Source organism: Aminivibrio sp., from assembly GCF_016756745.1.
Taxonomy (GTDB): Bacteria; Synergistota; Synergistia; order Synergistales; family Aminobacteriaceae; genus Aminivibrio.
Genome location: NZ_JAESIH010000033.1, coordinates 1 through 12,825, shown reverse-complemented (window position 1 = coordinate 12,825; position 12,825 = coordinate 1). Strand labels below are relative to the sequence as shown.

At 59.8% G+C, this 12,825-nt stretch carries 15 protein-coding genes; all 15 read left to right on the top strand.

All coding sequences use genetic code 11. The features are described from left to right. The first annotated feature begins 16 nt into the window (after positions 1-16). Complete coding sequence (locus tag JMJ95_RS03640; RefSeq protein ID WP_290682745.1) at positions 17-808, top strand: motility protein A; 792 nt, start codon at positions 17-19, stop codon at positions 806-808. Continuing rightward, entirely contained in the window at positions 808-1,530 is a 723-nt protein-coding gene (locus JMJ95_RS03635; protein ID WP_290682743.1) for a flagellar motor protein MotB, read from the top strand. Before JMJ95_RS03640 ends, JMJ95_RS03635 begins: the two co-directional genes overlap by 1 nt. A 42-nt stretch (positions 1,531-1,572) precedes the next feature. Beyond that, on the top strand, positions 1,573-2,019 hold the full coding sequence (locus JMJ95_RS03630) for a flagellar basal body-associated FliL family protein (protein ID WP_290682741.1): 447 nt from the start codon (positions 1,573-1,575) through the stop codon (positions 2,017-2,019). Positions 2,020-2,064: 45 nt separating this feature from the next. Next, positions 2,065-3,081 (top strand): flagellar motor switch protein FliM, encoded by a 1,017-nt coding sequence (gene fliM / locus JMJ95_RS03625; protein WP_290682739.1) that lies wholly within the window; start codon positions 2,065-2,067, stop codon positions 3,079-3,081. Continuing rightward, positions 3,078-4,214 carry a flagellar motor switch phosphatase FliY gene (fliY, locus tag JMJ95_RS03620; RefSeq protein WP_290682737.1) on the top strand — a complete coding sequence of 379 codons (1,137 nt, stop codon included), beginning with the start codon at positions 3,078-3,080 and terminating at the stop codon, positions 4,212-4,214. The genes fliM and fliY overlap by 4 nt, the downstream gene beginning before the upstream one ends. Before the next feature lie 47 nt (positions 4,215-4,261). After that, positions 4,262-4,624 carry a response regulator gene (locus JMJ95_RS03615; RefSeq protein ID WP_133955443.1) on the top strand — a complete coding sequence of 121 codons (363 nt, stop codon included), beginning with the start codon at positions 4,262-4,264 and terminating at the stop codon, positions 4,622-4,624. Between the two features lie 10 nt (positions 4,625-4,634). Beyond that, positions 4,635-4,988 (top strand): hypothetical protein, encoded by a 354-nt coding sequence (locus tag JMJ95_RS03610; protein WP_290682734.1) that lies wholly within the window; start codon positions 4,635-4,637, stop codon positions 4,986-4,988. After that, positions 4,945-5,742 carry a flagellar type III secretion system pore protein FliP gene (gene fliP, locus JMJ95_RS03605; protein WP_290682732.1) on the top strand — a complete coding sequence of 266 codons (798 nt, stop codon included), beginning with the start codon at positions 4,945-4,947 and terminating at the stop codon, positions 5,740-5,742. The genes JMJ95_RS03610 and fliP overlap by 44 nt, the downstream gene beginning before the upstream one ends. Before the next feature lie 12 nt (positions 5,743-5,754). Continuing rightward, positions 5,755-6,024, top strand: a complete 270-nt coding sequence (gene fliQ, locus JMJ95_RS03600; RefSeq protein WP_290682730.1) for a flagellar biosynthesis protein FliQ — start codon at positions 5,755-5,757, stop codon at positions 6,022-6,024. Then, on the top strand, positions 6,021-6,809 hold the full coding sequence (locus tag JMJ95_RS03595) for a flagellar biosynthetic protein FliR (RefSeq protein ID WP_290682728.1): 789 nt from the start codon (positions 6,021-6,023) through the stop codon (positions 6,807-6,809). Before fliQ ends, JMJ95_RS03595 begins: the two co-directional genes overlap by 4 nt. Beyond that, complete coding sequence (gene flhB, locus JMJ95_RS03590) at positions 6,806-7,951, top strand: flagellar biosynthesis protein FlhB (protein ID WP_290682876.1); 1,146 nt, start codon at positions 6,806-6,808, stop codon at positions 7,949-7,951. Before JMJ95_RS03595 ends, flhB begins: the two co-directional genes overlap by 4 nt. A 35-nt stretch (positions 7,952-7,986) precedes the next feature. Beyond that, positions 7,987-10,110, top strand: a complete 2,124-nt coding sequence (gene flhA, locus JMJ95_RS03585) for a flagellar biosynthesis protein FlhA (protein WP_290682725.1) — start codon at positions 7,987-7,989, stop codon at positions 10,108-10,110. Next, entirely contained in the window at positions 10,111-11,496 is a 1,386-nt protein-coding gene (flhF, locus tag JMJ95_RS03580) for a flagellar biosynthesis protein FlhF (protein ID WP_290682723.1), read from the top strand. Continuing rightward, on the top strand, positions 11,489-12,403 hold the full coding sequence (locus JMJ95_RS03575; RefSeq protein ID WP_290682722.1) for a MinD/ParA family protein: 915 nt from the start codon (positions 11,489-11,491) through the stop codon (positions 12,401-12,403). Before flhF ends, JMJ95_RS03575 begins: the two co-directional genes overlap by 8 nt. A gap of 3 nt (positions 12,404-12,406) precedes the next feature. Then, the coding region (locus tag JMJ95_RS03570) for a flagellar brake protein (RefSeq protein WP_290682720.1) at positions 12,407-12,825 on the top strand (419 nt) is incomplete at its 3' end.

Below are 12,825 nucleotides of genomic sequence, written 5' to 3'. Positions count from 1 at the left end.
GGGAGGCAGGATTTTCGTGGATCTTACAACCGTCATCGGCTTGGCTGTCTGTTTCATCCTCGTCATTGGAGGTGTGGTGGCGGGAGGCCAGGGGGTCGCTTTCATCGACTTCCAGTCCATGTTGATCGTCCTCGGGGGAACGAGCGGTGCGCTGATAGTGTCGAACCCTCCCGAGAGGATCAAGAGTTTTATGAAGATCCTGAAGATGGCATTTACCGGAGGATCGCCGGATCTGGTCTCCCTGGTGCAGACCATCGTAAGTTTTGCTGAAAAGGCGAGACGTGAAGGGCTTCTTGCCCTCGAAGCCGATGCTTCGGAACTGGACAACGAATTCCTGAAAAGATCAATCCAGCTTGTTGTGGACGGCACCGACCCTGAACTCGTCAAGGCCATCCTCGACACGGAAATAGGTATTCTTGAGAGCCGCCACTCGTCCAACAAGTATTTCTTCGATTCCATGGCCGAACTGGCGCCGGCTTTCGGCATGCTCGGGACGCTCATCGGGCTTATCACCATGCTTGGAAACCTCTCGAATCCCGACGCCCTGGGTCCCGGCATGGCCGTAGCTCTTGTGACCACTTTTTACGGCTCGCTCATTGCCAACGGATTTGCCCTTCCCATAGGGAAAAAGCTTGCCGTGCGTTCCTCCCAGGAGGTTCTCTCCATGGAGCTCATGGTGGAGGGGGTCCTTGCCATCCAGGCAGGTGAGAACCCGCGGATCGTCGAGGAAAAACTGAAGGTCTTTCTTCCCCCGAAACAGCGTCATGACCTCGAGGAGAAGGCCGCTGAGGCGAAAGGAGGAGCCTGATGACACGAAAGAAGAAAGAGGAATCATCTCCCGGGGCGCCGCTGTGGCTTGTCACCTACGGTGATATGGTGACCCTGGTCCTCACCTTTTTTGTGCTTTTGTTCTCCTTTTCTTCCATCGACGTCCAGAAGTTTGAGATGATGATCATGTCGTTCCAGGGTGCCCTCGGTTTCATGCCGGGAGGGAAAGCTGTGCAGCAGGACGCGGCCGTCTTCGGAGGCCGGCCGGCGTCCCAGGCCGGAGAGTCCCGGAGGGTAACACCCAATATCCAGCAGGTCGCCCAGAACCTCAGAAACTACCTCAGGAGCGAAGGACTGGACAAGCAGGTGGTTGTCCGGATCGACCAGAGAGGCGTGGCAGTCTCCATTTCGGACCAGTTCCTTTTCGATTCCGGAAAGGCTGATCTGAAGCCGGAAGGAATGCGGGTTCTTTCCAAAATTGCGGAGTTCATCAAGGATTCCGTTCCGGCGGTGGCCGTGGAGGGGCATACCGATTCCGTTCCCCTCAGGGGCGGAATCTACAGGGATAACTGGGGGCTTTCTTCTGCGAGAGCGGCGGCGGTTGCGTCGTACCTTCAGTCCCGGGCAAATTTCGACCCCCGGAAACTGCAGGCAATCGGATACGGGCCCAACCAGCCCCTTGTGCCGAACGACACACCCGAGCACATGGCGCTGAACAGACGGGTGGACCTGGTCTTCCTGTCCCGGCATCCGAAGCAGTAAAACAGGCTGGGGGCAAGGGCAGCCGACAAGGGGGATGTTCGAATGAAACGGATACTGCTTTTTCTTTTTCTGGCGCTTCTTCTGCTGTCCCTCGGGTTCGGCGGCGGCGTGTTCGCCGGGAGGACGTGGCTCAGTCCCGAGGGCGGATCGCCGGGGGCGGTGATCGAAGAACCCGGCCCCGTCTTTTTTGTGGGTGACTTCATATCCAACCTTGCTGGTGCCGGAAATCACGTGGTCAATTTCAAGCTCTCCATGGAGATGAGCAGCCCCAGGGCCCTTGAGATGATCGCGTCTCCGAGCTGGCTCGCCAGGGTGAAGAACGAGGTGATTCTCCTCACGAAGGACAGGCTGTTCGAGGACCTGACGAATGCCGAGGGAATCCTCGCCCTTGCCGAGGACATCAAGAGAACGATAAACGCCATTATGCCCCCCGTACGGGACAAGGCCCCGGTGGTCAGGGTCCTTTTCGAGGGATTCGTTCTGCAGTAGGCCGGGCGGGGGTATCCGTACACCGGGAAGGAGGTGGGGATTATAGTGACACCGGATGTGCTCTCTCAAAGTGAAATAGACTCTCTCCTCGAAGCGCTCTCAAGCGGAAGCGTCGACGTTGACGCCATGCGGAAGGAAGACGAAAAGAAGATCAAGCTGTACGACTTCCGTCGTCCCGACAAGTTCAGCAAGGACCAGCTCCGGGCCATCCAGATGATCCACGAATCCTTTGCCCGGCAGCTGACCACGACCATGTCAACCATGGTCCGGTCCATGGTTTCCGCGGAAGTCGCGTCGGTGGACCAGTTCGCCTACGACGAGTTCGTCCGCTCCCTGGTCCAGCCCACGGTGATCGGGATTCTGGAGATGTCCCCTTTCAGCGGGAACGCCCTTATCGAGATCAACCCGAACCTTGTGTTCGCCATTATCGACAGGATGCTCGGCGGCAAGGGGGGATTTTCGGGAAAGATCAGGGAGCTGACCGACATCGAGAGAACCGTGGTGGAAAGGGTCATCATGAGGATGCTCGAGCTCCTCGAGGAGAGCTGGAGCACCGTGGTGGACGTCCGTTTCCGCTACGAGAACCTCGAGAGCAATCCTTTCTTCGTTCAGATCTGTCCTGGAACCGATATGGTCCTCCTTGTCATTCTGAAGCTGAAAGTGGGTGACGTCGAGGGAATGGTGAGCATCTGCATTCCCTACTTCCTCATGGAGCCCATCATGGACAAGCTGAGCTCCCAGCAGTGGTTCGCCTCCACGGGGAGGAAGGGTGAAGAAGGATCGCGGGACTACATCCTGAGGCACCTCCGGAACGTCCGCGTTCCCGTTGCCCTGGAACTGGGGCACACGGTACTCAATGTGGCGGACGTCATGCAGCTCAGGACGGGCGATGTGATCAAGCTCGACGAGACTCTTGAAGACCCCCTGAGCGTACGCATCGGCAACCTCGTCAAGTTCAGGGCCGTACCGGGTTCGGTAAACGGCAGGTATGCCGCGGAAATTTCGGAGATAATTCAGGGCGAGGATGATCTGCCCGAAAGAGAGGGAGGGGCGGCCCCATGATTGACGAACTTCTGAGCCAGGACGAAATAAACGCTCTCTTGTCAGGAGCCGATTTCGGCGGAGACGGAGGAGCCGGAAAGGACACAGGGGGAATTCCCCCGGAGCGGCAGGGCATTCTGGACGACATCGCAGGCATTTTTTCCGCGTCGGTGTCCAGCGTCTACGGCATGCTCGCGGGCAAGGAGGTCACCTCCGTTGTCCGGGAAACCGCAGTGCTCTCCCAGAGAGATTTCATTTCCAGACCGGAAGGTGCGGCTTTTGCCTTCCGGGCGACGTGCGGCGGGCTCAATGACGCTCCCCTGGTGCTCGTCATCACGGAACGGGGGGCCCTTACCCTCGCCGACCTCATGATGGGCGGAGAGGGTAAGGAGCTTCCCGATGAGGCGGGGGAACTTTACCTGAACGCCGCCCAGGAAGGACTGAGCCAGGTAGTGGGGGCCGCTTTCACGGGTGTGAGCGGCATGCTCGGAGGGAAGCGCCTCATACCGGAAAATATTTCTTCCGCCCTTGAGCCGGAAGAATGGTTACCCTTTCCCACCAGGTCACCGGAAGACCAAACATGGACAGTCTCCGCATCCGTTTCCATCGAGGGGCTCGGTGATTTTCCCCTCTGGGTGCTGCTTCCCCTAGACATGGCCACGGCACTGGCCGACGAGGTCCGGGAGCTCGTCGCCGGGAAGGAGAAAAAAGAAGCTCCGGCAGCCGACAGGACCCCTTCGTCAGGGCCAAAGCAGCCCCAGGGCGCTCCCCGGGCGGAAACGGCAGCGCCGGAAGCGGAACATCCATCCTTCGGAAACGTGTATGACCAGTCCTCCGTCGATGTTCGTCCTGCCGAGTTCGTCCCCCTGCTACAGAAACCCGGAACGGGATACGGCAACAGCAGGATCGATCTCGTGGCGGATATTCCCGTTCGGGTAACAGTGGAGTTGGGCCGGACGAGAAAAAATATTTCCGACATCTTGAACATGACGCCGGGATCCGTGATAGAATTGGACAAAATGGCCGGTGAGCCTGTGGATATTCTGGTCAACGGCAAGCTTGTCGCCAAGGGCGAAGTGGTTGTCATTGACGAAAATTTCGGTGTCCGCATAACCGAAATCGTGTCTTCCGCAGGAAGGGTTCATTCACTCTAGGAAGGAATCCGCCGTTCAAGCTGTTTCCGAGAGAGGGATGTGGAAGAATGGGAAGGAAAGTGTTGATAGTCGACGATGCCGCCTTCATGAGAATGATGCTGAAGGACATTCTGACGAAGAACGATTTTGAAGTGGTGGCCGAGGCGGAAAACGGGAAAGTTGCCGTGGCCTCCTACCAGAAATTCAAGCCCGACATCGTCACCATGGACATTACAATGCCGGAAATGAACGGAATCGACGCAGTGAAGGCCATCAAGGCTATCGACGGGAGCGCCAGGATCGTCATGGTGAGCGCCATGGGGCAGCAGCCCATGGTCATAGAAGCGATCCAGGCCGGAGCGACCGATTTCATCGTAAAACCCTTCCAGCCTGACCGGGTGGTGGAAGCGCTCAACAAGGCTCTCGGCTAGAAAGATTGCCATGACCCGTTACTGCGCCGCGGCAGCGTTTTTCCTCATTCCATCCGCCGCGGAGGCTTCTTCGGCTGAATCCCCCTCTTTGACCGGGTACATGATCCGGATTGGCCTGAGCCTAGCCATTCTCGCTCTCGCGGGATACGGCGCAGTTCGTTATTCCCGGCGGGCCGCTCCCCTGAAGGCGAAGGGAGCCGTAAGCATGCTGGCATCCTTGCCTCTCGGCAAGGATGTTCTTTTTATCGTCCGGCTTGGACCGGACGTGGTCGCCCTGGCATCGGGAGGTGCCGGGACGAGGGTGATCGGCAGGTGGCGATATGAAGACTGGAAACAATACGAGGACGAAGACCGCCCTCAATAGGATTCTTCTCCTTTTGTCCGTGTTCCTCGCCCCGTCGGGAGCCGTCCCGGCCTTCGGGCAGGACGGGGCTCCGTTCATACCCCTTCCGGCGCTCCAGTTCGGTGTCCGCATGGCGGAATCTCCCTCAGACGTGGCGGTGACCCTCCAGATCCTTGCCCTTCTGACCGTGCTGAGCCTGGCCCCGGCCATCGTTCTCATGGTGACGAGCTTCACGCGGATTCTGGTGGTCCTGGGGTTTGTCCAGCGGGCCATCGGACTCCAGCAGACCCCCCCCAACCAGGTTATCGTCAGTCTCGCCCTTTTTCTCACCCTTTTCGTTATGGGGCCCACATGGGGCAGAGTCTACGATGACGCCCTCTCCCCCTATCTCGCCGGGAATATAACCTCAGCCCAGGCCTGGGAGGGCGCCATCAAGCCCGTCAGGGAGTTCCTTTTCAGGTTCACCAGGCAGGAGGAGCTGTCCCTCATGGTCACCATGGCCAGGATGGAGCAGCCGAGAAACCAGGAAGATATCCCCACCAGGGTCCTCCTGCCCGCCTTCATGCTCAGCGAACTGAAGACGGCCTTCCAGATGGGGGTGGTCATCTTCATCCCCTTCATCGTGGTGGACATGATCGTGGCCAGCGTCCTCATGGCCATGGGAATGATCATGCTGCCGCCCATGATGATCTCCCTTCCCTTCAAAGTGCTGCTCTTCGTCATGGCCGACGGCTGGAATCTCGTGGTGACGAGCCTGCTGAAAAGTTTTTCCTAGGAGGGGTGAACGGTGTTTTCAGTGAACATGTACGACGTGCTCAGCAACGCCATCTGGATCACCCTCACCACCGCCCTCCCGGTGCTCCTCGTGGCCATGCTGGTGGGCCTCGTTATAGGCATTCTCCAGACCGCCACCTCCATCCAGGAACAGACCCTCATCTTCATCCCGAAAATCATGGCGGTTCTGCTCGCTCTCGTGGTTTTCGGTCCCTGGATGTTCGGGCGGGTCGGCGACATGGCGCGGCTCATCTTCGGGCAGCTTGAGCGTTTTGTCCGATGACGGCGGAACAGACCAGGTTCGTAACCCTCCTCCTTTTCTATCTCCTCGTGGGGATCCGGTTCACGGGGATGATGTTCTCCGCTCCCGCCTTCATGGCGTCAAGCATGCCCCTGCCTCTTCGCTTCTGGTGCGCTTTTTTTCTCACTCTCGCGGCGGTGGGAACCATCCCTGACGCCGCGGTGGCGGTCGCGGTTTTCGACCACTGGACATCCATCCTGCTCGCGGCGGCGAGAGAGTTTCTCATCGGCGTGGCCATCGGATTTCTCGCGGCGCTCCCCCTGTACGCGCTCCAGATCTCGGGAGAACTCATCGGCATATCCATGGGACTCTCCATGGTGAGTCTCATGGACCCCCTGAGCGAGACCCAGGCCTCAATCATCGCCCAGCTCCAGTTTCTCGTGGGGCTGTGGTTCTTTTTCCGATGGAACGGGCATCTTCTGATGACCCAGTCGGTGGTGGAAAGCCTCAGGCTGGTCCCTCCCGGGAAGCTTGCCCTTGCCCTTTCCCGGGATCTTGGTCTGGGAGAGTGGCTGCAGCAGGCCTTCGTCCTGAGTCTCCGGTTCGTCCTCCCTTTTTACGGGGCGATTCTCCTGGCGGACGTGGGACTCGGGTTTCTCGCCCGGACCGTCCCCCAGATGAACATCTTTGTCCTTGGCCTTCCCCTGAAGATCGCCCTCGGTTTTTTCGTGCTCATGGTGGTCCTTCCCGTTACGGTAGAGGTCATGGCGGAACAGCTGGAAAGGTTCGTGGAATTCGCCCTCCAGGGAGCGACGGCGTGGCGATGATCTTCGATCTCCAGTTTTTCTCCCAGGAACGGACCGAGCCCGCCACCCCGAGAAAGAGGCGGAAGGAGCGGGAGGAAGGACGAGTGGCGAAAAGCCAGGACCTCGGAGCCGCGGCCGTCATCCTCGTGGGACTCTTTGCCCTCCTGGTCTTCTGGAGGTTTCTTTTTTCATGGATCGTGGCCTTTACCACGGACATGATCGCCTTCATGGGAGAGAACACCCTCAGGGAGGACGGCTGGTTATCAGTCATCCGGGAGGAGACGGCGTATGCCTTGGTGATTCCCTGGCTTCCCATCGGGCTTGCCGCTGCCCTGGGGGCTCTCGTCGTCACCGTTTCCCAGGTTGGTTTTTTTATCACGCCGAAGCCCCTGACGCCAAAAATGGACAGGTTCAATCCTGTCTCGGGACTGAAAAAAATCCTGTCTCTCCGCTTCCTGGTGGAAATGGCGAAGGGGCTGCTCAAGGCGGCCCTGTTCGCCCTGGTGATCTATTTTTCCCTTCGGAAGGACACTCCGGAGCTGATCCGTGCCATCCGATTCCCCCTCGAGGCGGGGGTCTCCCAGCTCTTGTGGAAGCTCCTGGGACTGAGTTTTCGCCTGGCCTTCCTGCTCCTCGTTATCGCCGTGTTCGACTACGCCTACCAGAAGTGGGAGTTTGAGCGGTCCATAAAGATGAGCAAGCAGGAGCTGAAGGAAGAGTACAAGCAGATGGAGGGAGACCCCCAGATCAAGAGCAAGATACGGCAGAAACAGAGGGAACTTGCCAGGAATCGCATGATGTCCTCGGTGCCAAAGGCCGACGTGGTGATCACCAACCCCACGCGCCTGGCCGTGGCCCTCGAGTACGACAGAAAGGTCATGGACGCTCCGGTGGTCTGTGCAAAGGGCAGCGGCTTCCTGGCCGGAAAAATACGGGAGGTCGCCGAAGAAAACGGCGTCCCTGTCGTCGAGAACAAGCCCCTGGCAAGGTCGCTCTTTGGTACTCTCGAGGTAGGGGAGGAAGTCCCGGAGGAATTCTACAGGGCCGTAGCCGAAGTCCTTGCCTTCGTCTACAGGATCAGGACGGGAAAACATCCCCCTTCCCCCGCCGCCGGACAGCGGGGTCCGGAAGAAAAGGACGGGCAACCCCCTGTTTTCATGTAGAATAGAACGGATCTTGGCACGTGCTCACGGGAAGGATGGATAGCGTGGTCGAATCGACGACGAACATGTCAGTGTTCAAAAAAATGCTTCATTACTCTGATATAGGCATGGCAGGGCTCGTGATACTCATCGTGGTGATGATGATCATCCCGCTGCCGACATGGCTTCTGGACGTGCTGCTGACGGTGAACATCACCCTCGGCGTGGTGGTCCTGCTTTCCACATTCTATGCCAGGAGGGCTCTCGACCTCGCCGCGTTCCCCACCATGCTCCTGATCGTGACCCTGTTCCGCCTCGCCCTGAATGTCTCCACCACGAGGCTCATCCTTCTGAACGCCGATGCGGGCCAGGTCATCAGCGCCTTCGGCAATTTCGTGGTTGGAGGAAACTACGTGGTCGGCGCAGTTGTCTTCCTCATCCTCGTGATCATCCAGTTTCTCGTCATCACAAAGGGAGCCGAGCGGGTGGCGGAGGTGGCGGCCCGGTTCACTCTGGACGCCATGCCGGGCAAGCAGATGGCCATCGACGCCGACCTGAACGCCGGGCTCATCGACGAATCGGACGCCAGGGAGCGGCGGCTCACCATCCAGCGGGAGGCGGACTTCTACGGAGCCATGGACGGAGCCTCCAAGTTCGTCAAGGGAGACGCCATTGCGGGCCTTATCATCACCCTCATCAACATCGTCGGCGGACTGTCCATCGGGGTGCTCCAGAGGGGCCTTCCCCTTGAACGGGCCCTGGGCCTGTACAGCCTCCTGACCGTGGGGGACGGTCTCGTCTCCCAGATTCCCGCCCTCCTGTTCTCCACGGCCACCGGAGTCATCGTCACCCGGGCCGCAGGGCAGACGGACCTGGGAAAGGACATTTTCACATCCCTGACCAACTATCCCCGGCCGCTCTTTATCGGGGCCGTGCTGCTCTTTGCCCTGGCCATGGTTCCGGGGCTTCCCACCATTCCTTTTCTTCTTCTTGGCTGCTTCCTGACCCTCATGGGCTACTGGGTTTACAGGGAAGGGAAGATTCAGGAATCCGAAGGAGGGGAGAAGCGGCGGGAAGGTGGGAAACCCCAGGCGCCGGGCGCTCCGGGAGAGGGAGCGAAAGCGGCTGCGGCGCCGTCTTCCCCGGAAGATGTCATGCACCTCCTGACTGTGGATCCCATGGAGGTGGAAATCGGGTATGCCATCATTCCCCTCGTGGATCCGGGACAGGGGGGAGACATGCTGGACCGCATCGGGACCATCAGGAAGCAGATGGCTGTGGAACTCGGCCTCATCGTGCCCCCCATACGGATCCGGGACAACATCCAGATCAAACCGACGGAGTACATCCTGCGGGTCAAGGGAGCGGAGACGGGACGGGGAGAGCTTCTTCCGGACCATTACCTGGCCATGAACACAGGGTCCGCCGAGGAGGAAATCGTGGGGGTTCCCGCCGTGGAGCCCGCCTTCGGGCTGCCGGCGGTGTGGATCTCCCCGGAGATGCGGGACAAGGCTGAATCCCTCGGGTACACCGTGGTGGACGCTCCCTCTGTCCTGGCCACGCACCTATCGGAGGTCATCAAACGGTTCGGCGCCGACCTGCTCACCAGGCAGGAGGTACAAAAACTCACCGACATGGTGAAAGAGGTCGCACCGGCCGTGGTCGAGGAAATGATGGCCGCCCTGTCCCTCGGGGAGATCCAGAAGGTCCTCCAGAATCTCGTCAGGGAACAGGTTCCCATCCGTGATCTGGTGAGTATCTTCGAAGCGCTGGCCGACTACGGCAAGATTTCCAGGAGCGTGGATTTTCTCACCGAACGGGTGCGGGAATCCCTTGCCCGGCTGATTACGATACGCATGCAGGATGAAACCGGCACCGTCACAGTAGCCACCCTTTCCCCGAACTGGGAGCAGAAGATCAAGGCCGCCATGGAAGGCGACCTTCTCCGGGGATGGCAGTTCAACATGGATCCCGGGGAAGTCCAGAAGATGATCGGAGCCGTTTCGAGAGCCGCGGAGGACATGTCCGTGAAGGGGCTGCTCCCCGTGCTGCTTGTCCACCCCGATGTACGGCTCGTCCTGCGGCGGATTCTTGAAGGATCGTTGCCAAGCCTGTTCGTGATATCCTATAATGAAATATCACAGGGTGCACAGCTTAAATCGGTCGGGATGGTGGAATAATTGGCTATAAAAATCAAGAGGGGGACGCAAATCACCTTCGAAGCGAAAGATGACGCGGAAGCTCTCCGGACCGTCAGGGACCGTCTGGGGCCGGACGCGGTCATTCTCTCCTCCCGGCGGGTGAAGGCCGGGGGCTTTCTCGGTCTCTTCCGCCGCACCGTCCTCCAGGTGAGCGCCGCCGTTCTCGAGGAAGAACGTCGTTCCGAGAGCGACGCGGAGAAAAAGGAACGGCTCGCGGCGTTCCAGAAGCTGCTTGAGATCAAGCAGGCCATGGTTTCGCCGGGAGAAGGCGTTACGGGGAACGAAGCCTCCGCCCTGGACGGGGAAACCTTCAGGGGAGACCGGACACTTTCCGCCGCAGGCGTCTATTCTCTCCGGCCCCAGAAAGTGAAGAAAGAAGTTCTCCCCCAGGATGGCACCCCTGACGGCGTGGAGTTTTCGCGGCAAGGGCTTGCGCTGGCGTCGGAAAAAACGCCCCCGCCCGCCGGCCCTCCCGAAACGGTCTCCCCTGAGAAACTTCAGAATGAAGTCAACGAAATCGCCCGAAGGTTGGACCTCGTGCTGAAACGTCTTGAAACCGAGCGGTCCGAACCGGCCCCTCCTCCCCTCCCGTCCGACGGGGGGAAGGACATTCTGGCAAAGCTTCTTGCCGCCGAAGTGAGCGAAACTCACGCCCGTTCCCTGGTGGAGCGGTTCCGGGACGACCCCGGGGGGAAGGATTTTGCCCAGTGGCTCAGCAAAAAGATTCCCGTGGCGGCCCAGGAATCCTGGGAAGCCTTGGGAGGCCGGAAGGTCATGCTCATCGGCCCCACCGGCGTGGGAAAAACCACCACCATCGCCAAGCTGGCGGCCATTCATTCCCTGTGGAAAAAGAAAAAGGTCTTTCTGCTCACAGCCGACACGTACCGGATAGCCGCCGTGAAGCAGGTTGAAACCTATTCCAAGATCCTCGGTATCCCCATGGACGTGGTGGACGATCCCAAGCTTATCGGTCCCGTCCTGGAGAAGACCGGCGAGTCTGATCTTGTCCTTCTGGACACCGCCGGCCGTTCCCAGAGGGACGGGGTCCGCATCGAAGAAATGCGGGAACTTTATCTTGCCTACCAGCCTGACGCGGTCCACCTCGTTCTCGCCGCGAACATGAAGTACCGGGACATGCTCGACGTGGTGAAGCGCATGGGCGTGGTCCCCGTCTCCAGGGTCATCTTCACCAAAACCGACGAGACCACCACCTACGGCCCCCTTCTCAACATCCTCCTGGACTTCGACCGACCTGTCTCTTTCATCACCACGGGACAGAACGTACCCAACGATATCGAGGTGGCATCGGGAGTGCGGCTGGCCGAAATGCTCCTCGGGGAAGAGAGGGGAACAAGCGGTGCCTGACGTTGAGACGAGGAAGGGAGACCAGGCGAAAGACCTGCGGCGTATCGTCGGCATGCAGCACAGGGCGGCCGGCCGGCTTTCCGGGCTCCGTTCCCTCGCAGTCCTGAGCGGCAAGGGTGGGGTGGGCAAAAGCAACATCTCGGTGAACCTATCCCTGGCCATGGCGGAGAGAGGCAAACGGGTCGTGCTTCTCGACGCCGATCTCGGCATGGCCAACGTCGACCTGCTCTGCGGCCTCTCGCCGAAGTTCAACCTTGCCCATGTCGTACGGGGAGAAAAGCAGGTCCGGGATATCATTCTTCCCCTGGGAGAGAACATTTCCGTTCTTCCCGGAGGACCGGGAGTCCGGGAGATGGCCGACCTCGACGAGGATGCCCTGTTGAATCTCATCGACAGCATGTCCGTCCTCGAGGGTATGGCCGACGTTCTTGTCATCGACACCGGGGCAGGCATCCACAGGAACACCATCTCCTTCGGCGCCGCGTCGGACGCCGTACTGCTTGTGACCACCCCCGAGCCCACGTCGATCAGGGACGCCTACAGCGTTCTGAAAGCGCTGGTTTCGGATGCGGCAGGCAAGACGGAGGTAACCGTGGTGGTGAACATGGCGGCCTCCCCGGAAGAGGGGCAGGATGTCGCCGACCGCATCAGGAGCGCGGCGGCCCAGTTCCTCGGCCTCTCGCCGGCTTTCGGCGGCACTGTGCTTCGGGACGAGACGGTCGCCCTTGCGGTGAAAAGACGGACGCCGGTTCTCTCTGCCTTCCCGGACAGCGACGCCTCCCGTTGCATCCGTTCAGTTGCCGGTAAGATCCTCGGTCTCGGGGACGAGCAGGAGCCTCTTGGGCCTGGAAGGGGCGTCAAATCCTTCTTTTTCAGGCTCGCCCGCGGGCTGGGATTGAGGAGGTAAACCATGGAGACCATGACTCCCCAGGCGTTCCTGGCCTTCCTGAACGGCAGAATCGGCTCGAAGGTCATCCTCTTCAACGAAGCCGGGCTGTACAAGGGAACCTATCCCTCCAGGGTGGAGGACGTGAAGGGAGACCTGGTGGGTCTTTCCCATCCCCTGCTCCGCGGAGCCCTCCTTCCCGTTCTTCGGAACGTGGAGCTCAAGCTCAAGATAGAGACGGAAGGAGCCCTGTACCAGGCCACCGTTTCCGTCGCCAGGGGAGGGCTCCAGGACGGTGTTCCCCTGCTCTGGGTTGTTCCCGTCTCCGATGCGGAGAGGGTCCAGCGGCGCTGTTTCGTCCGGGTGCCCTGCCTTCTCAAAACGTCTTTCTTCCGCCTTGAGGGAGAGGAAATAAAGCCCGAAACAGAAGAGTGGATCTCCGC

Bases quoted from the DNA above. Each gene is read 5' to 3' on its own strand.
- JMJ95_RS03635 (WP_290682743.1), top strand. From the start codon at position 808: ATGACACGAAAGAAGAAAGAGGAATCATCTCCCGGGGCGCCGCTGTGG.
- JMJ95_RS03630 (WP_290682741.1), top strand. From the start codon at position 1,573: ATGAAACGGATACTGCTTTTTCTTTTTCTGGCGCTTCTTCTGCTGTCC.
- fliY (WP_290682737.1), top strand. From the start codon at position 3,078: ATGATTGACGAACTTCTGAGCCAGGACGAAATAAACGCTCTCTTGTCA.
- JMJ95_RS03615 (WP_133955443.1), top strand. From the start codon at position 4,262: ATGGGAAGGAAAGTGTTGATAGTCGACGATGCCGCCTTCATGAGAATG.
- JMJ95_RS03610 (WP_290682734.1), top strand. From the start codon at position 4,635: ATGACCCGTTACTGCGCCGCGGCAGCGTTTTTCCTCATTCCATCCGCC.
- fliP (WP_290682732.1), top strand. From the start codon at position 4,945: ATGAAGACTGGAAACAATACGAGGACGAAGACCGCCCTCAATAGGATT.
- JMJ95_RS03595 (WP_290682728.1), top strand. From the start codon at position 6,021: ATGACGGCGGAACAGACCAGGTTCGTAACCCTCCTCCTTTTCTATCTC.
- flhB (WP_290682876.1), top strand. From the start codon at position 6,806: ATGATCTTCGATCTCCAGTTTTTCTCCCAGGAACGGACCGAGCCCGCC.
- flhA (WP_290682725.1), top strand. From the start codon at position 7,987: ATGGATAGCGTGGTCGAATCGACGACGAACATGTCAGTGTTCAAAAAA.